This is a genomic window from Chitinophaga sp. XS-30 (assembly GCF_008086345.1).
Lineage (GTDB): Bacteria > Bacteroidota > Bacteroidia > Chitinophagales > Chitinophagaceae > Chitinophaga.
Genome location: NZ_CP043006.1, coordinates 1892236 through 1916097 on the forward strand (window position 1 = coordinate 1892236; position 23862 = coordinate 1916097).

General features: G+C 53.5%; 20 protein-coding genes. 13 read left to right on the forward strand and 7 right to left on the reverse strand.

Annotated elements, in window-relative coordinates:
* Nucleotides 1-24: 24 nt before the first annotated feature.
* Nucleotides 25-885: an AraC family transcriptional regulator gene (locus FW415_RS07850; RefSeq protein WP_168208727.1), complete on the reverse strand. Its 861-nt coding sequence runs from the start codon at nt 883-885 to the stop codon at nt 25-27.
* A 159-nt stretch (nt 886-1044) separates the two neighbouring features.
* Between FW415_RS07850 and FW415_RS07855 the strand changes: the two genes are divergently transcribed.
* Nucleotides 1045-2016, forward strand: a complete 972-nt coding sequence (locus FW415_RS07855; protein WP_148383715.1) for a zinc-binding alcohol dehydrogenase family protein — start codon at nt 1045-1047, stop codon at nt 2014-2016.
* Here the strand turns inward: FW415_RS07855 and FW415_RS07860 are convergent.
* Nucleotides 2010-3089: a hypothetical protein gene (locus tag FW415_RS07860; RefSeq protein ID WP_148383716.1), complete on the reverse strand. Its 1080-nt coding sequence runs from the start codon at nt 3087-3089 to the stop codon at nt 2010-2012. The genes FW415_RS07855 and FW415_RS07860 overlap by 7 nt on opposite strands.
* Before the next feature lie 169 nt (nt 3090-3258).
* On the opposite strand from FW415_RS07860, the gene FW415_RS07865 reads away from it, so the two are divergent.
* From FW415_RS07865 to FW415_RS07875, 3 genes are all read left to right on the forward strand, one after another.
* On the forward strand, nt 3259-3978 hold the full coding sequence (locus FW415_RS07865; protein WP_148383717.1) for a DUF4198 domain-containing protein: 720 nt from the start codon (nt 3259-3261) through the stop codon (nt 3976-3978).
* Between the two features lie 296 nt (nt 3979-4274).
* Complete coding sequence (locus tag FW415_RS07870; RefSeq protein ID WP_148383718.1) at nt 4275-4664, forward strand: hypothetical protein; 390 nt, start codon at nt 4275-4277, stop codon at nt 4662-4664.
* A gap of 9 nt (nt 4665-4673) precedes the next feature.
* A complete protein-coding gene (locus tag FW415_RS07875; RefSeq protein ID WP_148383719.1) occupies nt 4674-6032 on the forward strand; it encodes an SGNH/GDSL hydrolase family protein in 1359 nt (452 codons plus the stop codon).
* Between the two features lie 3 nt (nt 6033-6035).
* Here the strand turns inward: FW415_RS07875 and FW415_RS07880 are convergent, their stop codons facing one another.
* Together FW415_RS07880 and FW415_RS07885 are read right to left on the reverse strand one after the other, a co-directional pair.
* Nucleotides 6036-6482, reverse strand: a complete 447-nt coding sequence (locus FW415_RS07880) for a VOC family protein (protein ID WP_148383720.1) — start codon at nt 6480-6482, stop codon at nt 6036-6038.
* Nucleotides 6479-6853, reverse strand: a complete 375-nt coding sequence (locus FW415_RS07885) for a hypothetical protein (RefSeq protein ID WP_148383721.1) — start codon at nt 6851-6853, stop codon at nt 6479-6481. The genes FW415_RS07880 and FW415_RS07885 overlap by 4 nt, the downstream gene beginning before the upstream one ends.
* A gap of 101 nt (nt 6854-6954) precedes the next feature.
* On the opposite strand from FW415_RS07885, the gene FW415_RS07890 reads away from it, so the two are divergent.
* From FW415_RS07890 to FW415_RS07930, 9 genes are all read left to right on the forward strand, one after another.
* The gene (locus FW415_RS07890; RefSeq protein ID WP_148383722.1) at nt 6955-7506 is read left to right on the forward strand and encodes an NADPH-dependent FMN reductase; all 552 of its coding nucleotides are present in this window, start codon (nt 6955-6957) and stop codon (nt 7504-7506) included.
* Between the two features lie 50 nt (nt 7507-7556).
* Nucleotides 7557-8972 carry an NADP-dependent phosphogluconate dehydrogenase gene (gene gndA, locus FW415_RS07895; protein ID WP_148383723.1) on the forward strand — a complete coding sequence of 472 codons (1416 nt, stop codon included), beginning with the start codon at nt 7557-7559 and terminating at the stop codon, nt 8970-8972.
* A gap of 17 nt (nt 8973-8989) precedes the next feature.
* Nucleotides 8990-10498 carry a glucose-6-phosphate dehydrogenase gene (zwf, locus tag FW415_RS07900; protein WP_148383724.1) on the forward strand — a complete coding sequence of 503 codons (1509 nt, stop codon included), beginning with the start codon at nt 8990-8992 and terminating at the stop codon, nt 10496-10498.
* Nucleotides 10499-10613: 115 nt separating this feature from the next.
* Nucleotides 10614-11339, forward strand: coding sequence for a 6-phosphogluconolactonase (gene pgl, locus FW415_RS07905; protein WP_148383725.1), 726 nt, complete (start codon nt 10614-10616; stop codon nt 11337-11339).
* Nucleotides 11340-11590: 251 nt separating this feature from the next.
* A complete protein-coding gene (locus tag FW415_RS07910) occupies nt 11591-12427 on the forward strand; it encodes an energy transducer TonB (RefSeq protein ID WP_148383726.1) in 837 nt (278 codons plus the stop codon).
* A 270-nt stretch (nt 12428-12697) separates the two neighbouring features.
* A complete protein-coding gene (locus FW415_RS07915; RefSeq protein WP_148383727.1) occupies nt 12698-13834 on the forward strand; it encodes a glycoside hydrolase family 18 protein in 1137 nt (378 codons plus the stop codon).
* 5 nt (nt 13835-13839) lie between these two features.
* Nucleotides 13840-16377 carry a family 20 glycosylhydrolase gene (locus FW415_RS07920; protein ID WP_148383728.1) on the forward strand — a complete coding sequence of 846 codons (2538 nt, stop codon included), beginning with the start codon at nt 13840-13842 and terminating at the stop codon, nt 16375-16377.
* A gap of 191 nt (nt 16378-16568) precedes the next feature.
* Nucleotides 16569-18392, forward strand: coding sequence for a hypothetical protein (locus tag FW415_RS07925; RefSeq protein ID WP_148383729.1), 1824 nt, complete (start codon nt 16569-16571; stop codon nt 18390-18392).
* 69 nt (nt 18393-18461) lie between these two features.
* Nucleotides 18462-19853 carry a sialate O-acetylesterase gene (locus FW415_RS07930; RefSeq protein WP_148383730.1) on the forward strand — a complete coding sequence of 464 codons (1392 nt, stop codon included), beginning with the start codon at nt 18462-18464 and terminating at the stop codon, nt 19851-19853.
* A gap of 146 nt (nt 19854-19999) precedes the next feature.
* Here the strand turns inward: FW415_RS07930 and FW415_RS07935 are convergent, their stop codons facing one another.
* From FW415_RS07935 to FW415_RS07945, 3 genes are read right to left on the reverse strand one after another with little or no spacing between them, the layout of a single operon-like run.
* Nucleotides 20000-21064, reverse strand: a complete 1065-nt coding sequence (locus FW415_RS07935) for a response regulator (protein ID WP_148383731.1) — start codon at nt 21062-21064, stop codon at nt 20000-20002.
* Nucleotides 21061-22194 carry a sensor histidine kinase KdpD gene (locus tag FW415_RS07940; protein WP_148383732.1) on the reverse strand — a complete coding sequence of 378 codons (1134 nt, stop codon included), beginning with the start codon at nt 22192-22194 and terminating at the stop codon, nt 21061-21063. The genes FW415_RS07935 and FW415_RS07940 overlap by 4 nt, the downstream gene beginning before the upstream one ends.
* Nucleotides 22195-22236: 42 nt before the next feature.
* On the reverse strand, nt 22237-23802 hold the full coding sequence (locus FW415_RS07945) for a mechanosensitive ion channel family protein (RefSeq protein WP_148383733.1): 1566 nt from the start codon (nt 23800-23802) through the stop codon (nt 22237-22239).
* Nucleotides 23803-23862 lie beyond the last annotated feature (60 nt).

The following is a 23862-nucleotide window of genomic DNA, read 5'->3' on the forward strand; positions in this document are numbered from 1 at the left end:
CCTGCGAAAATAAGCAATATGTCCTTAGCTGTTCTGCTCAAGATAGTCGCGCTTGTATTCCAGCGGCCGTTTGCCGGTGATGCTCTTGAACTGGTGATTGAAATGGGAAATGTTATTATATCCGCATTCATAGCCGATCTCCGCCACATTTTTTTCGTCTTCCACCAATAATTTGCAGGCATAACCGATGCGGACTTCCATCAGAAATTCCACATAGGTTTTTTTTGTTTTGCTTTTGAAGAACCGGCAGAAGGAAGGCCGTGTCATATTCAGCAGGGAAGCTACGGTGTCCAGCGATATCCGTTCATGGTAATGTTTCATGGTATATTCGAAAATGGTGCGCACACGTTCTTCATCGCTGCTGCCGGGAGATTGTATGAAACCTTTGGAAGAGAGCGGAACGCAGTCCCTGCTCTCTGATACATCCTGCAGCAGTTGCAGCAGATGCACGAGTTTTTGGCCGGGGCTGTCCGTCAGCATCGTCTCGATCAGTTTAGCCGCCTGCTCCTTGATGCTCCCGGTCAGTTGCAGCCCCGTACCGGCCTTGTTGAGCAGGGAACGGATGGCTTTGGTTTCGGGCAGCTGCAGGAAATGATCGCCCAGTATCTCCGGCAGAAACTTCACGCAAATAGTTTCTCCATGATGGATATGATCCGCTTCGTGCCGGAAGCAATGGGGCAGGTTGGCGCCCGTCAGCACCACATCCCCGCTCTGGAAATGCCCGATATGATCGCCTACGAGCCAGGTGCCCGCGCTGCGGCGGATGTACAGGAACTCGATCTCTGCATGGTAATGCCAGGTGTTGAGCATGTCGTCCCCAGCGTCCTTCCTTACTACAAAGGAATATTCAGGTGAATGTGTAACTTGTCGAAGTACCGGTTTCATAACGTAAAAAGCTGATGTTAATATAATGCAATTCTTTGGATGGAAAGCGCTGAATTTTGCTGTTGCATGATGATAGGTTTGTAGGGCTGCATTGTTTTTCAAGGCAGGCCGCCTGAGATCGTCCAAAGCGGTCATTGTATTATTTTGACAATTTTCCCAATGAAGACACTGATCTGTACATCCCCCGGTCACATGGCATACCGGGAAGCTGCGCCCCCTGAGCCTGAAGCCGGCAGGGCCATTCTCCGTATCCGCCGCACCGGCATCTGCGGGACGGATGTACATGCCTATGCCGGCAACCAGCCTTATTTCGAATACCCCCGCATACTGGGCCATGAGCTGGCGGCGGACCTGGTGGAAACCGGCGGGGCGGAAGGTTTTATGCCCGGCGAACGGGTAACGTTCATTCCCTATTTTCACTGTGGTGAATGCCATGCCTGCCTGCAGGGCAAAACCAATTGCTGCGTGCGGATGAAGGTCTGTGGCGTGCATGTGGATGGCGGAATGGTGGAATATTTGTCCGTGCCGGCGGCATCGCTGGTAAAAGGAGAAGCGCTGAGTTACGATGAGCTGGCGCTGGTGGAGCCTCTCGCCATTGGCGCGCATGGCATCCGCCGGGCGGCCGTTCGCCCCGGGGAAAGCGTGCTGATCACCGGTGCAGGCCCCATCGGGGTGGGCCTGGCGGAATTTGCGAAGATCGCCGGTGGCGTGGTTACTGTAACCGATGTCAATGCAGAACGGTTGGCGTTCTGCGGGCAGCATACCGGTGTGCGAACGCTCATGCCGGACCAACTGGGGAGTGCTGCTTTCGATGTGGTGATCGATGCCAGCGGCAATCTCGCTGCGATCAATAACGCCCTGCAATACCTGGCGCATGGGGGCCGTTATGTGCTGGTTGGCCTGCAGAAAGCGGATATCAGCATCAGCCACCCGGAACTGCATAAAAGGGAGGGGGCTGTGATGAGCAGCAGGAACGCCACACGGGAGGATTTCGAGCAGGTGACCAATGCCATCCGCTCAAAAAAAATAAACCCGGCGGCATGGATCACGCACCGGGTGTCTTTTGATGAATTAGCTTCCCTGATGGCGGATTTTCCCCGCCAGGCCATCAAGGTGATGACCAGTTATTGATAGGTGGTGAACACCACTTTGTCCACTACAACTCCCAGTTTCTTTACACCGGAGTTGTCCGCTTTGAATTTGGTATCGCCGGTAAATTTATCGTAGAGATCGGGATCGCCGCTGTTGATCGCTTTGAAGAGGATGTTCACCCCTTTCTTGTCCAGCGCCCCGCCTTCCCAGCTGTCCACGATCCCGCCATTGGTCCATTCAAAACCATTAACGCGGAAGGAGCGGGTATTGATCTTCACTACTTTTTCTATGGGGTCACCGGGTTTGATACCGAAGGGTGATTTCCATTTGCTGTTTTCCATGCCGAAGGTGATGGTTTTGGTGGAATCCTTGCGGAAGACCACTTCCATTTCATTATTCGTGTCCGGATACACCACCCAGGCCTTGCCGGCATCATTGCCATCCAGATCGGAAACGCCGCGTAATACGACGTTTTCCTTTCCGTACAGATTGACCAGGTCGTCCGGCCTTTGCAGGGCGAATACGGCCCGTACGTCCCAGTTCCGGGTATCTTCGGGCTCAGCGGCGGTCGCTGTGCCTGTTGCTCCCGCGGCAGCGGGAACGGCCGTTGCTGTATTGACGGTGGTCACATTCCCCGGCTGTGCTGCGGGAGGGGCTACCATTACGGAAGTGACCTTGGGTATCGCACCGATGCGGTACAATTCTGCCTTTTCTTCCTGCAGTTCCTTCGCTTCGCCTTTGAACTTGTTCACCACATAGGTAGCAATGGGATATACGTTGCCGGAAGAGATGTTCATGGCCCTGAGATTGGCGATCAGCGTTTGCCGGTTGCCATCGCTGTACTGATACAGGAATTTAAGGGCGGCATCCATGGCGGCCGGGTCTTTTTTCAGCTCCATCATCGTTTTGTCCACTTCCAGCCCGCCGGACCCTGTGCGGCTCATCTGCTCCGTTACGAACACCAGCGCAGGATCGTTGCGCAACTGGAACTGATGGGCCATCCGTTCGGAAATATTCTCAATGGCTGACTCGGAAAGCTTCTGCGCCTGCGCGGCAAAAGGAACGATCAGCATCAGCAAAACAAACAGCCTTTTCATATATGTCAGTTTCATGGTCGTTAAATTTCGGGAGAATACCCCTTACAACGAAGATACGGAGCAAATATTATGCTAGAACAGCCGTAGAAAGCCCCATTTATTTCCCGTTTGCGCAACTCATTTTCCCGATCCGATCAGGCAAACCTGGCAGTGCGGCATAACTTTGCGCCACAAACATTAAAATATGATCAGATCAATGCTCCTCATGGCAGTGATGGTACTGGCTGTTTCCCAGGCTTTCGCCCATGCCCTCTGGATAGAAACAAGCCCCTCGGGCAAAAAAGGACAAGCCCAGGAGGTGAGGATATTCTTCGGTGAGTATGCGGACAAGGATATTTCTCCGCTGGACAAATGGTTTTCCGATACCAAAGCATATACCCTGACACTCATCACGCCCGGTAAAAAGACGGTAAAGCTCAGTTCCGTACCGGGTAGCGATCACTATAAAGCATTTTTCACGCCCACGGAAGATGGCGTGTACACTGTAGTGTTGCAGCACACCGTTAAAGACGTGTACCATGGCAGCCGCCTGGATTATCACTCCAGCGCTGTAGTACAGGTCGGGACAAGTTCCGGCGGTGATGCTGCGACAACCAACCCTAACCGCATCAGCGTGTACACCAAAGCGAAGGACAGCTACCGGGCCAACGAAAGCATTGCCCTGCAGGTATTGCTGAACCAGGCGGCTGCCGGTTCAAAGGAGGTGGAAGTTTTCGCGCCTAACGGCTGGGGTAAAACCTTGTGGACCGACAGCACCGGCTCCGCCAGCTTCACGCCGATCTGGCCCGGTCGCTATATGGTGGAAGTGGCCGATACAGATAATAAAACAACCGGTGACCATCATGGCAAGCCCTTTCAGAAAGTATGGCGCTGCGCGACCTATTGTATTGAAGTTTCCGAGTAAAGCTATAGTCAAAACAATCAAACCGTCCCTGCTGGTGTTTACCGGCAGGGATTTTTGTTGTGGAAATGCTGGTATGCGTGGCCGGGGTTTCTGTCAGTTCTGTTTCCACCCCTGCGGCAAGCCGCCCTTGGGCATAAGGAGGAAGTATGGCTGTTTCCCGCCAGATAAAAAATCATAAAAAAGTATTATCTTTTCACTTCAGAAAGCTATTCAGACAATCGACTTTTTGCTGTGAGAACCAGATAAGCTTCAAACCCATTTTACTGATCCCCCTAACCCTGAGTGAATTAGTAGGAATGACTGACAGGCGAATACATATCAGGCAACTGATGCTTGAAAGGCTGACCGGCATCATCCCCGCGGAAGATGACCGCTATCTGCAGCATTTGATCGATGCCGAAGAGGATGTTCGTGAACTTTGGATGGAGTTCCAGGAAGAAGCCCGCGAAACGGAAGCCCGTTATTTCGTGGAACGGCTCGATACCAAAGAAGAGCTGGCAGTACTGCGGAAACGTGAGCCGGGCAGGGATTACCGGCTTATTGAATGGCTGGTGGCCGTTGGTATCATTGTGATGCTGGGCAGCATCTCCTTCTTTTTCCCTGCCGGTGAACAGCTGAAGCAGGATTTCCCGCCTGCTGCGGACACCCTCTCTCTCCACAAACCGCAGGAATTACGCTCCAATTAATTATTTTTAATGATGCGCTCACTGATCTTACTACTCGCAGTTGTCTGCGCCCTCTCCGCCAATGCACAAATATTCAAAAAAGGCGACAGGGTCTGCTTCGTCGGCAACAGCATCACCCATAATGGCGATTACTGGCACAACATCCAGCTGTATTACGCTACCCGTTTTCCTTCCCTGGATGTAAAATTCTTCAACTGCGGCATCTCCGGTGACGTCACTGCCGGCATCCTTCGCCGGATGAACAGCGATATCCTCGTACATCGCCCCACATGGGCTGTTATCATGATCGGGATGAATGATGTGAACCGGCCACTGTATGATGCCAGGCGGAAAAATGAACCGGGTATCAGGGAAAAGCAGCTGGCAGCGCTGACTGCATATAAAAAGAATCTGGACAGTGTTATCCGTGTCTTCCGGGACAAAGGGGTTAACGTGATCCTGCAAACCCCGTCCATCTACGATCAGACGGCGAAGATCGCTGCCAACAACCTCTTTGGCGTCAATGATGCGCTGAAGGCCTGTGCGGAATTCATCAAAGATGAAGCAGAAAAGGACAAACTGACTGTTGTGGATTACTGGACGATGCTCAGCAATCTCAATGCGGAAGTACAACGAGCCGATTCCACAGCCACCCTCATCGGGAAAGACCGTGTGCATCCCGGCGGAACAGGGCATTTGCTGATGGCCTGGGAATTTTTGCGGGCGACCAAAGCGCCGGCCATCGTGTCCACCATTGTGATTGACAGGGATGCTGCATCCAGCAGATCCAAAAGCCGGCAATGCGAAATTACCAACATGAAACGTACTGATGAACTGATCTCCTTCACCTGCAGGGAAAAGGCTTTGCCGTTCCCGCTGCGGGAAGATCAGATGGAGGTGCCGGACATCGTGGCTTTTGATAACAGTATCAACCGCGAAGTGCTGCAATTCAATTACATCAAACCCGGTAACTATATCTTGTCCATCGACGGAGAAGAGATCGGAAAGTATTTTTCGGGAGAACTGGAAAGAGGGATCAACCTGAGCCGGCTGCGTAATTTGCAGCAATACCGGCAGGCGGTGACAGTCAGGGAGCTGCTGCGGCAAAGCTGGGAGTTGGAAAGCCGATTAAGGACGCTGCGCCTGATAGAGCATCGTTATATCAACCAGCTGCCGGATAATAAAAACCTGGGAACGGTACGAAAATTCTATGATACGGCGCATGCGCACAAACCGGATACCGATTATGTGAAAAAGCTGTTTCTGCAATACCTGGAGAACAAGCCGGCAGAGGAGGATATCCGGCGGAAATGGCAGCGGTCGCTCGATTCGTTGCCGAAGTTGAACAAACCCGTGGCGCATGATTTCGTATTGCGGAAAGCTGGATAAGCGTTACGACCGGGCATCGTTCACTTCCACCCAATAGCCGTCCGGGTCTTGCAGATAGATCTGTTTGACGCCGTCTACCCGCAAAGTCATCTTGTTCTTTTCTCCCTGCCAGTTCCGGTATGGAATGCCTGCTTTTTTCAATCGTTCGATGAAAGCTTCAACGGAAGCAACGCTGAAGCAGATATGAGTGTTGATGTCGCCCTGCTGTTTGCTTTTTGCCCCCGCGATCAGGTGCAGGTGGCTTTTGGGGCCAACGGAGAACCAGGTATGTTTGCCGTCATGAAAGGGCTCGGGGATCGTATCCAGCCCAAGAAAATCCCGGTAAAAAACCGTGGCTTTCTGCAGGTCCTGCACATACAGCGCAATATGGTTCAGCGAAACGCGGGTTTCCTGCGCGGCGGCATTCAGACCGGCACCGGCGAAAAACAGTAAGAACAAAACTTTCCTCATAGCGATACAAGATACATATCTCCTCTTTTTTCTTTTGAAAAATATGAAAGAGGGACCAGCAGGAGAATGGACATGATAAAGCTTCCGCCGATCAGCAGGCTTCCGGCCAGCAGCAGGTTTCCCGCGTCCTTCCCGGCTGCCCGCAGGTCCGTCACCTCATCCGCCAGCGCCAGGAACATGAAAATGGACAGGAACATCATCAATCCCCCGGTCACCAGCCGGGCATAAAAGCGCCGGATAAAAAGCAAGGCACCAAAGATCAGCAGCAATACGATGGCGGAGTAATTGAAAGCGCCCCATAACATACCGGCGGCGCAGATAATAAAGTAGGAACAGGGGAGATAATGGAGAAGTATCCATTCTTTTTTCATATGTATCGGGATTAATCTTTACAAGATATCGTGTTGCGCCCGTTTTTCCTATAGCATTTTTGTGCCTATTTTTACCGCATCAATACAAAAACACAGCATATATGATACATATCGTTGGAATATCCGGAAGCCTGCGGGCGGGCTCTTATAATACTTCGTTGCTGAAAGCGGCAATGGAGTTGCTGCCTGAAGGCGTTACGGCGGAGATCGTTCGTTTTGATGACGTGCCGATGTATAATGCGGACCTGGATACGGGCGATCGTCCCCCTGCCGTGCGGCGTTTCCGGGAAACCCTGGCCAAAGCGGATGCTTTCCTGATCGCTTCCCCGGAGTACAATTATTCCATCCCGGGTGGCCTCAAGAACGCAATAGACTGGGCTTCCAGGGGTCAGGATGCCCCGCTGATGCACAAACCGGTAGCCCTTATGGGCGCTACGCCGGGAATGTGGGGCACGGTGCGGATGCAACTGGCCTTCAAGCAGGTTTTCCAGTTCCTGAACATGAAAGAAACCGGGAAGCCGGAAGTACTGGTGGCGCAAGCGCCCACCAAATTTGATGAGCAGGGCCGGCTGACAGACGAAAAGACCCGCGACCTCGTCTCCCGCCAGCTGACAGCCCTTCGTGACCTTACCCTGCAATTGCAGAAGAAATAGTGCCGGTAATTGGCTAATTTTACCGCTTATTACCACAGATAAATCTAGATATGTCAAACAGCTTGTACGATTTTGGAATGATCGGTCTGGGCGTGATGGGGCGAAACCTCCTGCTCAATATGGCGGATCATGGGTTTGCCGTGATCGGCTTCGATAAGGATACAGAAAAGGCCAAAGCCCTGGAAACTTCCGCCTCCGCAGGCACCCGCGTAAAAGGGGTAGTAGCCCTGGAGGAGATGATCAGCCGGTTGCAGCGCCCCCGCCGGGTAATGATGCTCGTACCGGCCGGCAAACCGGTAGATGATGTACTGGATGCATTGAAACTTCTCCTGGAACCGGGAGACATCGTAATAGACGGAGGCAACTCTCACTATACCGATACCCTCCGCCGGGTGACCTCGACCCGTGAAGCCGGCTTTCACTTCATGGGCGTAGGCGTGTCCGGCGGCGAACAGGGCGCCCGCACCGGCCCAAGTATTATGCCGGGTGGCGACCAGGAAGCATATGCCCATGTAAAGCCCATGTTGGAGGCTATCTCCGCCAAAGTGGAAGGAGAGCCCTGTGTGGCTTACCTCGGCAAAGGCGCCGCAGGGCATTATGTGAAAATGGTGCATAATGGTATCGAATACGCCATCATGCAACTGATCAGCGAAAGCTACCGCCTGCTTAAAGCAGCCGGACTGGATAACGACAGGCTGCACGAAGTGTACAAACAATGGAATGAAGGGGAAATGCAGTCATTCCTCCTGGAGATCACTGCGGACATCTTCCTGCAGCCGGATGACAAATCCGGACTGCGCCTGATAGACGTGATCTCCGATAAAGCCGGTTCCAAAGGCACCGGTAAATGGACTTCCCAGGATGCCATGGACCTCGGCGTACCGGCTACCGTGATAGACACGGCCGTTGCCATGCGCACCATTTCCGCATTCCGCGATGAACGCCTGGAAGCCGCAGCCATTTATAAAGAACCGGAAATACCTGTTCCGGCGGATCAGCAACTATTCATCTCCCAGGTGCAGGATGCCTTGCAGTTCGCCACCATTATGTGTTACGCACAGGGCATGGCCATGCTGCACAGCGCCTCCTCCGCACTGGAAATGGATATTCCGCTGCCACAGGCTCTCAAGGTATGGCGCGGCGGCTGCATCATCCGCTCCGCCCTGCTCGGTACGTTCTACAACGCCATGCAACAGGCCCCGGGCCTCCCTAACCTGCTGCTGAACGAAACCGTAGCGGAAATGATCAAAAGCAGAGAGCATAACATGCGTGCCGTGATCGTACAGGCGGCACAGGCCGGACTGCCCGCAGCAGGGTTCATGGCCGCATTGTCCTATTTCGATGCCTACCGCAGTGAAAGGCTGCCTACCAACCTGGTGCAGGCGCAGCGGGATTATTTCGGCGCACATACTTATCAGCGTATAGACATGCCCGGTAGTTTTCATACTTCCTGGCAACACCATTAATCATCTTTATTTTTTTTATGCAACACCATAAACGCCCACCAGCCTCCATACTCTTCATCTTTGGCGGCAGCGGCGACCTGAACTACCGGAAACTCACTCCGGCCCTGTACAACCTGTTCCTGGACGAATGGATGCCGGAAAATTTTTCCATCGTAGGCATCGGCCGCACCGAATATTCCGCCGAAGCCTACCGGGAGCATCTGCTCGAAGGGATACAGCATTTCTCCCGCCGCAAAGGAGAACAGAACGGCCATGTGAAGAAGTTCTTCGAACATGTGAACTATCTGCAGCTGGATGCCGGGGATATTGCGTCCTATGCCCGCATTACCGAATACGTGCAGGCAAAGGAAAAAGAATGGGACGTTCATCCCAACGTGATCTTCTACCTGGCCGTAGCGCCGCAACTCGTGCCGTCCATCGCGCAGGAGCTGGGCACGCTTAACCTCTGCAAGGATAAAGCCGCCACCCGCATCGTTATTGAAAAGCCCTTCGGGCACGACCTCGCCAGCGCGCATGAGCTGAACGCCCTGCTGACCGGTTTGTTCGCGGAAGAACAGATCTTCCGTATCGATCATTATCTCGGTAAGGAAACCGTTCAGAACATCCTGGCGCTGCGTTTCGCCAATGCCCTCTTTGAACCGGTGTGGAGCCGCCATTATATCGATCATATCCAGATCACCGCCGCAGAAAGCGTAGGGCTGGAAGACCGTGCGGGATACTACGAACACTCCGGCGCCCTGCGGGACATGGTGCAGAACCACATCCTCCAGCTCATGTGCATGGTAGCCATGGAAGCTCCGGTTTCCTTCGATGCCAACGAGATCAGGAACAAAAAAGTGGATGTGCTGAATGCCATCCGCCCCATCAGGAAAGAAGACGTACACGAACATGCCGTACGCGGCCAGTACTCCGCCGGATGGATGAAAGGTAAACAGGTAGCGGGTTACCGGGAAGAGAAGAACGTGGCGCCTGAATCCAGAACGGAAACATATGCCGCAGTAAAATTTTATGTCGATAACTGGCGCTGGCAGGGTGTACCGTTTTATGTACGCACCGGTAAGCTGATGCATCAGAAGTCCACCCATGTCACCATCCAGTTCAAGGATGCGCCGACCTTTGCCTTCCCTTCGGAAGCCGCGGAATCCTGGCGCTCCAACAGGCTCACCATCAGCATACAGCCGGAAATGGATATCCGTATCCGCTTCCAGGCCAAGCGTCCGGGGCAAACGATGACGCTCGACCCTGTGAATATGACCTTCAACTACGAAGGTTCAGACGATCACACTCCGGAAGCCTATGAAACCCTGCTGCTGGATGTTATGGAAGGTGATGCTACGCTCTTCATGCGCGCAGACCAGGTGGAAGCCGCCTGGAAAGTGATCATGCCGATCCTGGAAACATGGGAGACCCGCCAGCCGCAGGATTTCCCGAATTATAATCCGGATTCCTGGGGACCGGAAGATGCAGATGCCCTCATCGCCAAAGATGGCCATGCCTGGATCAATCTGCCACCCGAGAAAAAATAATTCAGCGGGGATGCCGCAACAGTAACATCTTATGGAGTGCGTTGCCATGCGGGCGATGCCCGGTCCGGAGAAGTTGCTTTGAGGCATCCCTTTTCATGCAATAATCCGCTTTTACATGGAACTTCATATCGCCAAAGACCCGCAGCAACTGAGTGAGAACCTCGCCGCATTCATCAGCCAGTATATCCAGGACGTATTGCAAAAGCAGGAACGGTTTACCTTCGCGCTTTCCGGCGGCAATACGCCTAAGGCACTGTACGCATTGCTGGCCAAAGAGCCTTACATCAATATGATCGACTGGCAGCGGGTGCATTTCTTCTGGGGAGATGAACGGGCCGTTCCTTTCGAAGATCCCCGGAACAATGCCCGCATGGCATACGATGTGCTGCTGGATAAAACAGGCACGCCCGCTGAAAATATCCATGTCATGCGCACCGATATTGCACCGGAAGCCGCCGCTGCCGAATACGAAAAGATACTGCACCGCTACTTCGATGGTCAGCCGAATACTTTCGATCTCGTGCTGTTGGGTATGGGAGACGATGGGCATACCCTGTCCCTTTTCCCCGGCCTGCCCATCGTACAGGAGAAAAAAGCCTGGGTAAAAGCATTTTTCCTGCAGGCGCAGGACATGTACCGTATCACGCTCACCGCACCCGTCACCAATCTCGCCGCAAGTGTGGTGTTCATGGCCACAGGCCCGGGAAAGGCGCTGACATTGAAAAGTGTGATAGATGGCGCTACAGACCCCGATAAATATCCCTCCCAACTGATCCGGCCGGAGAACGGAGCGCTGCACTGGTTCGTGGATGAAGCGGCTGCGGAGGCGTTGCAGGTGTGATGGTGCAACAAAATCCATTGGCTCGTCCGGATAGCCATCATCTGGCTACCGGAACCGCCAATAGTCGGAATTATGGGACAGACCAAAGACTTGTTTCGTATAGGGCTGGCGCCATATCGGCGGGGAAATTTGCAGGAGGTGTATCCGGCTAACTACTTATAAAACAGCCTGTCCCCGAAAAAGTTCAACCAGTTAGGTTTTTTTTGTATGGAAAATTATTTCCATGGCATCTCCTTTATAAACTTTCTGCCATGGAAACAACCAAACTTCTCAAATCAGATTTCCTTGACATCCTCTTCGATGACCGCAACAAGGACTACGGCGCATATGATCTCCGTCGCCGTTACAACAAACGTGTACGCAACGCCGTAATGGGCATGACTGCCATCGTGACGCTCGTGATCGGCGGATATACGGTCAGCACCCGGCTGATGGCCTCGGATAAAGAAGCGTACATCCCCAAAGATTATGTGGAATTGCCGCCGATGGAAACGGTGGAAATGCCGGTAGAGAAACCCGTTATTCCCCCGCCTGCGGCGCAAGCTCCGCCGCCAGCGGCCGCTCCGACGGTTGATGCGGCGATCTTCAGAATAGACCGGGATGAAAATGTGCGGCCGGAGGATGAAGTGCCGAAGAATGCTGATCTGACAGACAAGGCCATTGGTGTGGCGGATATTGATGGCGACCCGGACGGGGTGGACTTCGGGGTGCCGGAAGGTACCGGCGGAACAGGGGTAGTGGAAACTCCGCCCGTAGTGGAAAAAGAACGGCCTTTTATTACAGTAGAGATTATGCCGGAATTCCCCGGCGGAGAAGCCGCATTGAGAAAGTTCCTCCGGGACCATATCCGCTACCCGGCTATGGCCCAGGATAACGGTGTTTCCGGGATGATCTTCGTAAGGTTCGTTGTCGGGAGAGACGGCCGGATCACTGAAGTGGAAACGATTGGCGCCAGAAAGGGGGCGGGATTGGAAGAAGAGGCCATGCGCGTGGTGAGAAAAATGCCGAAATGGAAACCCGGCCGCCAGAACGGAGAGAATGTACCGGTGTACTTCAATCTCCCGGTGAATTTCAGGATGCAGGAATAGCCAAGCTGCTGCCCGCAGAGGTTGCGGGAGATAGCAAAGCATTATGGAATCCATGCATCTTTCGCATCATTCCGTTGTCATAGTTAAAAGCAGTAGAAACAAAATGAGCCGCCGCTCCGGTATCCACCGGGGCGGTGCTTTTTTCGCAAGCCGCCGTTCTGCCAGCGATGTATTATCATTGCGGCTTTAGCCATGCTTTCCCGGCAAGCGATACCATCTTCTTTGCTAGCGGCGCTTTCCCCAAAGCCGCCTTTTTCCTTATATTTAAGGATGCGCAACACATTTCTTCTCCTTTCCCTGGTACTAGCCACCAGCTTTACCCACGCCGGCAGGAACGCTGCCGGCAAAAAACGCCCTTCGCCCGTGGTGATCGCCTATGTAGGCGGATTTCGCGGCCAGGTGCTGGACCCGCAGACCATTGCCGTGGAAAAACTTACGCATATCAACTATGCCTTCGTGGATATCAAAAACGGACAAGCCTGGCTGACCAACGAAAGAACGGATACCGTAAATTTCCGTCTGCTCAATACGCTCAAACAACGTAATCCCGGCCTGAAAATAATGATCTCCATCGGCGGATGGGCCTGGAGCGAAAACTTTTCGGATGCCGTGCTTACGGAAGAAGCCCGGCGCCTCTTCGCCCATACTTCGGTAGACATTGTACGGAAACACGGTCTGGATGGCGTGGATATCGACTGGGAATATCCCGGTGTGCCGGGAGAAGAAGGGAATATCTACCGCCCGGAAGACAAGCAGCACTATACCCTCATGTTCAAAGCCCTGCGCGCTTCGCTGGACAGCCTGGAAGCCGAGACCGGCAAGCAATACCAGCTCACCACCGCTGTCGGCGGCGGCAAATATTTCATCGATCACACGGAAATGGATAAAGCGCAGCAGTACCTGGACTATGTCAACATCATGAGTTATGATTACAAGACCAATCCCAATGGCATTGCCGGGCATCATACTAACCTCTACGGTTCAACGAAAGATCCGGAGGAATCTTCTGCCGACCGCTCCGTAAAGCTCTACCTGGCCGCAGGTGTACCGCCCGAAAAGATCGTTGTAGGCATCGCATTCTATGGCCGTGCATGGGCGCTGCCGGATGGGGAGAACAGCGGGCTCAACCGCCAGGCGCTGAAAGGCGCAAGAGGCGGAGGGTTCACCCGGCTGAAAGACAGCCTGATGACGCAGGGGTATGCCCGGCATTGGGACAGAAAGGCCAAAGCGCCTTATCTTTTTCACCCGGAACAGTTTATTTTCGTGACCTACGATGATGAACGCTCCACCCGCCTGAAATGCAAATACGTGAAAAAACACAAGCTCGGCGGCGTCATGTTCTGGGAGTATTCCAGCGATCCGAAAGGATACCTGCTGTCCACCATCCACAAATCTTTTAACAAATAAACAATATGCGCCGCAGCCTGACTATTATGCTCACTCTGTTATCCGGTTATCTTTTCGCTCAATCCCCCGCTTTTCCCGCAGATGGTTTGCAACTGACCTGGGAAGTGGTGGAAAATGGCTACCAGGGTAAAGCACAGACCTTATCCACCTTTACGCTCGTGAACCAGTCGAAACAAACGTTTCCGGCTTCAGGATGGACGATCTATTACAACTTCATCCGTTTTGTGACACCGGGGGAGGTAGCGCCGGGCATCGAGGCCGGGCATATCAACGGCCATCTTTATACCTTTCGCCCGAATGCATCATTCAAAGGTATTGCACCGGGAGATTCCGTAAAGATCAGCATCGTGCATGTGGCCTGGGTCACCAATTTTACCGATGCGCCGGACGGCCCGTATATCGTATGGGACAGCCGGCCCGCCAAAGGCCATGCCCTTGCTTATACGGTCATTCCTTCCACCCGCAGCGAACAGCTCCGGCGTACGGCGGCGGACAAGCATCCGCAGACCACACCGGAAGAAGTGTATAAAAAGAACGCCCTGATCAGCGACATTCCGCTGGAAAAGCTGCCGAAGATATTTCCTACTGCCTTGTCTGTACAAGATCGGCCGGGAGAACTGGTATTACCGGCACAGGCCACCATCGGCACCCATCCTGATTTTCTGGCAGAAGCCAATTTTCTGGCGGATATCCTCGGTAGCAGACTGGGCAGGCCGGTAAAGGTTTTGCAGGATGAGAACCAGGGTACGGTGCGCCTGGTGAAACATACCCACCGGTATAATGGTCCCGGGTTTTACAGATTGGAGGTCAACGAGAGCCATGTGGAAATTGCCGGCACCTATGCCAATGGTATATTCTACGGCATCCAGTCCCTCCGCCAGCTAATACCGCCGTCAGGCAAGCCGGTACTGGCATTGACGGAAATATCGGACGTTCCCCGTTTCGGTTTCCGCTCGCTGTTGCTGGACGTGTCCCGCAACTTCCAACCCAAAAGGCAAATTATCAGGGTGCTGGACCTGATGGCGCTTTACAAGCTCAATGTATTGCATCTGCATATGAGCGATGACGAAGGATGGCGCGTTGAGATACCGGGCCTGCCGGAACTGACGGAAGTAGGCGGCAGGCGCGGGCATACGGTAGACGAGCGGACTGCGCTGCAGCCTTCCTATGGCTCCGGGCCGGATATCAATAATACCACCGGTTCAGGCTTCTACACAAAAGCAGATTATATCGACATCCTGCGGTATGCGAAGGCCCGGCACATCACGGTCATCCCGGAAATAGAGATGCCCGGTCACGCCAGGGCCGCCATCAAAGCCATGGACGCACGCTGCAAAAATCTCGCGGAAGCCGGGAAAATGGCGGAAGCGGAGGAATACCGGCTCAGCGATCCCGAAGATAAAAGTGCATACCGCTCTGTACAGGAATGGAAAGATAATGTGATGAACGTTGCGCTGCCCTCTACTTATAAATTCATTGAAAAAGTGGTGGACGAACTGGCGGCCATGCACCGGGAAGCCGGCGCTCCGCTGGATATCATCCATATGGGCGGGGACGAAACACCGGCCGGTGTGTGGGAAAAATCCCCTGTTGTGCGGGAATTGATGTTCCGGGAGGGATTGCAGTATCCGGATGACCTGTGGTATTATTTCTACGACAAAGTGGCGAAGATCGTAAACAGTCGCGGTATGCAGCTCTACGGATGGGAAGAGGCCGGCATGCGTAAAACGAAGCGTGACGGGAAGCCCGTTATGATCGCCAATCCGGATTTCGGCAACCGCAATTTTCAGCTGGATGTATGGAATAACGTGATGGGCGGCGGTATGGAGGACCTCACTTACCGGCTCGCCAATGGCGGTTATAAAGTAGTGTTGTCCGGCGTGAGCAATTATTATTTCGATATGGCCTATTCGAAGGAATACGATGAGCCGGGTTTTTACTGGGGAGGATATGTGGATGTGGATAAACCCTTCTATTTCATTCCGTTCGACCTGTATAAGAACGCCAGAGAAGATGATCAGGGCAATCCGCTGCCGCCGGATATTTTCTCCGGCAAGGACCGGCTGACGGAATATGGCCGGGATAATATCGTGGGTATTCAGGGGGCGCTCTGGGGCGAGACGGTGAAAACGCCGGAACAGCTGGAATACCTTTTGCTGCCCAAGCTGCTGGGTATGGCGGAAAGGGCCTGGGCGGCAAGTCCCGCCTGGGCGGAGGAAAAGGACGAAAAGAAGGCAACGGGGCTGTACAATGAAGCCTGGAGCGTTTTTGCCAATGTGCTGGGGAAAAAGGAGCTTCCGCGGCTGGCAGCGCTCAATGGCGGCTATCATTACCGCATTCCGCCGGCAGGGGCCGTGGTGCAGGACGGTAAAGTTCTGGCCAACGTACAACTTCCGGGCCTCCTGATCCGTTATACAATAAACGGGAAAGAACCAACGGCTAAAAGCCCCGTGTACACAACACCGGTAGCAGCAGGGACCGTGAAACTGAAGGTGTTCGACAATGCAGGACGCAGCGGCAGAACAATTACGGTACATCCTTAGCTTATCAGTATTGCCATAAAAGGGGGAGGGTACAAACGGTCGACCGTTGGCCCTCCCTTTGTTTTTATCCGTCTGCCCGGAAATTGGACAAAAAATTGTATTGTTGCCAACGTCAATGGGAACTATTGAAGCGGTCTGAAAAAATAAGTATTGCTGTTACCCTTATAAGCTGTTACCTGATTTTGTTTGGAATGCCACAACAGGTGTATGCGCAGTCGGACACGATCCCTCCGCAAGGCAAGCGGTGGTTCAAGAAGTTCAATGCGTATGTGGATTCCATGAAGAACCGTCGTTTCCGGGATTCTGTGCTTTTCAAGCTCTCCCGTCATAACGACCCGCCGCCTTCGGTGGACGATAGCAGCATGACCAGGAGCGAACAGGGTTTTTTGCCTTATACCGGCAAAGTGATCCGTCATATCTATTACCGTAAGGTAAAAGTATTCGGCCCCCGGAACATCAACGATACTACCTTCACCACCTCCATGAAGCTCATCCACCTCGCCAACCGCCTTCACTTCGATTCCGAGGAATGGGTGATCCGGCAGACCCTGTTCTTCCGGGAAAAGGATACCGTGAATGCGTATGAGCTGGCGGATAACGAACGTTACCTCCGTAACCGCCCCTTTATACAGGATGCGCGCATACGGGTGCTGGAATCGCCTTATTCGGATACGGTGGACATCCAGGTGGTGACGAAAGATATCTTTGAGTATGGCGCCGACCTCTCGGAACTTTCCCCCACAGCTGCGGCGCTGCGGGTATCCAACAACAATCTCTTCGGAGCGGGACAGGGCCTGATGGCCGGGTTCCGCTGGAATAATACCTGGAACCGCGAATGGGGAACGGAAGTCCGGTACACAAAGTATAACCTGATGGGTACCTTTATGGATATTTCTGTTGGTTATACCTCGTTGAACAACCAGCAACCCATGGACACCGGCGTGTACGAAGGGTCTTATTACCTGCAGATCAGCAGGCCGCTGTATCGCAATTCCGCTAAACTGGCCGGAGGACTCACCGTCGCCAGGAATTATTCCATCAATATCTTCGGCCCCGCAGATACCCTCTACCGCGATTATACCTACAAGCTGCTGGATATATGGGGAGGATACAGCTTTCTGAACCGTTACCGGAGAGACGGCCGTTTCGATGACCGGCCCAACCTGGCGCTGTTGTTCAGATACAACAACCTGCATTTCGACAAAAAACCGTCACAGGAGATCTATATCAAAGATCCCATTTATAACGACCGGCATTATTACCTGGGGCAGTTCCTTGTTTTCAAGCAGGACTTCTTCAAAACGCATCAGTTCTTCGGTTTCGGGCGTACGGAAGATATTCCCTACGGCTACACTGCCGGCCTGTCCGCCGGATGGGAGAACTGGACCGGCAGAAAGCGTTTTTACACGGCCATTGAAGCGGAAAAATACTGGCATACCCGGCTCAATGGCTTGCTGAGCGCGGCAGTGGGGGTGAGCAGCTTCTGGCAGCGGAAGGTATCGGAGGATGCCGTGATCCACCTGAACCTCAGCTATTACAGCAAGCTGATGCGGTTGCGCCAGTGGCACTGGCGGTTGTTCACCTCGGCGGACTATCTCGGCAATCCCAACAACTACTTTTACAAGCCGCTCAATATCAACCTGGAGAACGGCATATGGGGATACCGCGATACCCGCATCAACGGCTTTCACCGGCTCAACCTGCGGGCAGAAAGCGTATTCTATTCCAGCTGGAAAGTGTACGGCTTCAAATTCAACTGGTTCGCCTCCGTACAGGCGTCGCAGTTATCGCACCAGGAAACCTTTCTGCTGAAGAACCCTGTTTATACCGGAACCGGCCTGGGCGTGCGTATCCGGAACGAAAACCTGAGCCTGAACACCCTCAAGCTCGGCGCTTATTACTATCCCAATCCGCCCCCGGGCATGCGCAAGGTGTACTTTGAAGTGACCACTGTGGTGGACTTCCGCTTCGATATCTTCGCTATGAAAGCGCCTTCATTCCTGCGTTTTTATTAAGTCCGCTGTGAATTTTCCGGAAGGTTTCTTATTTTGATCCTTATTGTCCATCATTACATCTTCATCATCATGCCACGTTTCCTTACTACACTGGTGCTGCTATGCTGCTGCACCTGGGCTTCCGGCCAGATACGCCTTCCTTCCGTGATCTCCGACAATATGGTGCTTCAGCAGAACGCATCCGTCCGCCTGTGGGGCTGGGCCGCGCCTGCGGAGAAAATAAAAGTGCATCTTCCCTGGAGCAACACGGTCGATTCGGTAGTGACCACCAGAGACGCCACCTGGAGCATCAATATCAAAACACCTCCCGCCGCCGGTCCTTTTACCATTACCCTGCAGGGCCGCAACAGCCTGGTGAAACTGGAAAATGTACTGATCGGGGAAGTATGGGTATGCAGCGGACAGAGCAATATGGAATGGAGCGCCAATATGGGGCTGAAAGATATCATCGCGGAATTGCCGGTGAGCGCGGACAACAACATCCGGCTCTTCCAGATCCCCCGCACAACATCCCTGCATCCGCAGGATGATTGTCCGGGTACATGGAAAGCCTGTGACTCCGCCAGCCTGAGAAGCTTCAGCGCAGTAGGGTATTTCTTCGGAAAAAATCTCCGGAAGAACCTGAACGTGCCGATCGGCCTTATCAATACCAGCTGGGGCGGAACGCCCGCCGAGGTGTGGACGCCCGCTCCCGAAGTGGAGAAAGATCCCGTGCTGAAAGCCGCCGCGGAAAAGATCGGCACCAGCAACGGCAGGCCTCACCTTCCCGGCTATACGTATAATGCCATGATCGCTCCCATCACAAAATTCACTATTGCCGGCGCCATCTGGTACCAGGGGGAAACGAATGCAGGCACCAGCAGCACTTATACGCAGTTGTTTTCCCGGATGATCGGCGTGTGGCGTGAGGCCTGGGGCAGTGAATTCCCGTTCTATTTCGTGCAGATCGCCCCATACCGCTATGGCAATAACCTCAACGGCGCCCTGATCCGTGAAGCGCAGGAAGCAACGCTCGGCGTTCCGCGCACCGGGATGGTCGTGATCACGGACCTGGTGGATGATACCACCAACATCCACCCGCAGAACAAACATGATGTTGGTTTGCGGCTGGCTAACATGGCCCTGGCGGAAAACTACAAGCGGTCCGGCCTCTCCTGGCAAAGCCCGATGTACGATCACATGGAGAAAAATGGTAACAAGATCGTCATTCACTTCAAACATGCGGAAGGTGGCCTGAAGGTAGTGGGCGGCAAAAAAGCGAGCCATTTTTACATTGCCGGGGCGGACAAGGTATTTGTGCCTGCGGATGTGAAAATTGACGGGGAGACCGTCATTGTATCGGCAAAAAGTGTGAAGCAGCCGGAGGCTGTACGCTTTGCATTCACGAACACGGCCATTGGCAACCTGTTCAGTACGGCGGGTTTGCCGGTCAGTCCGTTCCGTACGGATAAGGGAGAATAAAAGCGATTTCGAATCATAAAAGAGAAGGGGCTGTATCGATCTTGTGATACAGCCCCTTCTCTTTTATCGTTGCAGCTGCCAGGCAAATGCTTGTTGGCGCGATGCACAGCCTTTGCGGTATAGGGTTCCTGCTCCGGCAGTTCCCGTTAATACAACAGCTTCCGTAACAGGTCCGGCTGCACGATCCGTATCCTTGTGCCCTGCATCTCTATGAGCTTCTCCGCTTTGAAGTCGCTCAGCGTGCGGATCAGGGATTCCGTGGCGGTGCCTACGAAACGGGCAATATCGTCGCGGGACAATTCGATGAGGGCATCAGGCTGCTGTTCCAGGTGCAGCTTGTCATGTATGGCCAGCAAGCCGTTGGCCACGCGTTTGCGCAGGGAATCATAGGCCAGTTGCAACAACCGGTCTTCCTTCTCTTTCACCTCCATGGCAATCCGTTTGATGAAAGTACGGGCTACGCTGATATCGTTGAGCAATTGCTCCAGGAATACTTCCTTGGGTATCTGCACCAGTTCAGTATGATCGAGGGCTTCCGCATTCTCTTCGTAGGGCTTGTCTTCCAGCAGGGGAACATATCCGAAGTAATCGCCCTGGCCGAAGAGGTTGGTAATGTATTCCTTTCCATCATCATTCAGGCGGTAGGCTTTTACTTTGCCGCTTTTTACATAGTAGAGGAACTGCGGATGTTTGCCTTCGCGGTACACGGATTGTTTTTTGGCGAACTGGATCACGTCATAAGAATCAAGGTCCAGCTGCAGCAAACCCGCCGCCTGCCAGTCCTGCAGCAAGGTGCCGATGGATTGGGAAGGCGCTGCCGCGAACTTCTCCTGCAGCAGCTGTTGTTTTTTCAGCCGGGTTTCCACGGCGGTCAGCAGTTCCACGTCTTCAAAGGGTTTGGTGATATAGTCGTCCGCACCCATTTCCATGCCTTTCCGGAAGTCGCTCCGGTCGGTTTTCGCGGTAAGGAAGATGAAGGGAATATGTTCCGTTTCCGGGTATTTGCGCAGCATATGCAGTACGCCGTAGCCATCCAGCTCCGGCATCATGATGTCGCAGACGATCAGGTCAGGCATATGTTCTTTCGCCAGTTCTACGGCCTGTTTGCCGTTTTCTGCTTCCAGTGCGCGGTATCCGGAGAGGGTGAGTATCTCGGCTACATTTTCCCGGATGTCCGGATGGTCGTCTATGACCAGGATCGTGGATGTCATTTGATATACATGTTTGAAAAGCTGATGAATATTTTGGTGCCTTTGCCCAGTTTACTTTCTACGCTGATAGTGCCCTGGAGCATGTCCACATACCGTTTTACAATATGGAGACCAAGCCCGGTGCCCTGTATGTTGGTCACATTCCGGCCGCGGAAGAAGCTGCTGAACAGGTAGGCTTTGTCCTCATCCGGAATGCCCATCCCTTTATCTTCCACTGTGGCCAGTATCTGCTCATCTTTCTCCCAGATCTTCCAGGTGATATCGGCATCCGCCGGGGAGAACTTGGAGGCATTGGTGAGCAGATTCACGAAGATATGTTTGAGCAGGCGTTTGTCTGATACGGCTTTGAGCGTGGGGGATATCTCATGATGAATGACCTGGCCCGGTTTCAGCAATCCCTGTACTTCATCCACGATCTCCATGGCCAGTTCATGCAACAGGATGCTGCTGTAATGCACCTGTATTTTGCCTTCCTCGATGCGGCCGAGGGAAAGGAAGTCTTCCAGCAGTTCATTCAGGTGGATAACGGAATCACGGATCTTCTGCACATGTTTCTCGCGGCGGGGCTGATCTTCCGAAGCAGGATATTTGCCGATCAGCGCGGCAGAGGAAAGAATGGCGCTGAGTGGTGTTCTGAATTCATGCGAGGCCATGGATACGAAGCGCGACTTGATCTCGCTCAGTTCCTTTTCTTTTTCCAGCGCATCCTTCAGCTCCGCCTGTGAAGAAGCCAGGTGGGAGAGGGCCAGCTCCAGGTTGGCGGTCCTTTTTTCCACTTCTTTTTCCAGCGCCTGGTTCAGCTCCTGCATGGTACGGTACAGCCGTTTGAGGAACAGCACCAGCAGGGTAGAGCTGATCACGAGGATCAGCGAAAAAAAGTGCTCGATGAAAACTTCGGCAAGATTCGGGTTTTTATGCGGCAGGCAGGCGATCACGATCACCAGGATGGTGCAGGCGATGCCCATGAAACGGGTAGCCGCATCTTTTTTGATGAAGATGGTGAGCAGGATGGCCGTGATCAATCCTCCGTCAAAGAAGTTGTAATCCGGCCGCCATACAAGCAGGCATGCTGTGATGAGCATGATGAGTATAGAGATGATCAGTGTCTGCCGCTGGCCGAAGTGGAACATGTTCAATTGTTGGGTGCAGGGGCAAAGATAGGACTGAAATCTTTATCCGCCCTCCCCTTTGGGAATGGTACTGCCGTTGCCGTCCCTTACGGCGCGGTAGTGCGGGGACATGATCTCCACGCCTGCTTCGTTGAATGCATCGAGGATATGCTGGTAGAGGCGGGAGTAGAGCAGGGCCATTTGCTCCGGGTGGTTCGTATAGGCATTCAGTTCATAACAGACATAAAAGTCATCGAGCGCGGTCTGCAGCACGAAAGGTTTGGGGTCCGCCAGCACGTTTTCCGTTTGTGCGGCGGCTTTCAGCAGCAGTTCGTGAACGGTGCGCCAGGGCACATCATAGCCGATGGATATGGAGGCATGGAGGATCAGGCCCCGTTCCCCGGCACAGGTGGAATAATTGATGGTCTTCCCGCTGAGGATCACCGCATTCGGAATAGTGATATCCTCATTCTTGATGGTGCGCAGGCGGGTAACCAGCAGTGTTTTTTCGATCACATCGCCGGATACATCGCCTACCTGTATGCGTTCCCCGATCCGGAAAGGCCGCATATAGGTGATCACCACGCCGGCCACCATATTGGCAATGGCAGAGGACGATCCCAGGGAGATCAGCAGGCCGAGGAATACGGAAACGCCCTGGAATACCCCCGAACCGGAGCCGGGCAGGTAGGGGTATATGGCCACGAACATGAAAATATACAGCAGCGATTTTACGATCTTGTAGGTCGGCTGCGCCCAGTCGGGATAAAAACCCCTGATCTGCAGCACCCCTCTTTCCACTTCCCCCGCCAGGAACCGGACACCTTTGATGATGTACCGCGTAAACACAAAAATGACCAGGATGGTCAGCATGTTGGGGATATAGTTGATGATGCCTTTCAGGATGCTTTTCAGGGGATTCAGCACATAGGCCAGCAGTTTTTCGGCCAGCCTTTCCGTCCAGGGAAAGATGCTGAAGAGCAGCGGCAGTGTCAGGTAGATGATCACTAGGACGAGGAATATCCTGGTGAGGCTGAGCGCCCGGTGCACCAGGCCTCTGACCGTTTCGCCGGTCAGCAGTGTATATCCGTTGATGATGAGGGGTTTGTATGTTCTCCGGCCGTAGCGGAAGCGGATCCTTCTGAAGAGGCGGTTGAGCAGCCATATGATGAGCGCCAGACCGGCGAGGACGGCCAGCGCCTCGGCCACGAAGATGAGCACCTGTTTAAGGCTGGTAAAGGATTGCAGGGTGCCGAGCTTGTCGCGGATCGTCAGCAGGTAATTCTGGGCCAGGGCTTTGCGGTCCAGATCGGTATGGCTGGCATCATCCGCGGTAACGGTCAGTATCACCTGCCCGCGGTACACGATGCGGGAACCGATGCTGTCGTTTTGCAGCAGCAGGGAATCCGCGTTGAAATCCGGTTGGTTGTATATCGTCTGCAGGCGGCCGGACACCAGTGCGGCGCGTTCGGAAACGCTCAGGTTATGCGGTGCGCTTTTCAGCAGCAGGAGCGTGTCTTCCCGGAAAATAACACTCGCGGAAGGCGGGAGGCTGTCCTGCGCCGCGAGCGGTAATACCGTGCAAAGCAGCAGTGTAACGAGTGGCCAGGCTTTTCTGAGAATACCCATACAAACGAATGTTTGTATTCAAGTTACTGATTTTATGCCGTTTATCCATCCTGAGGCCCC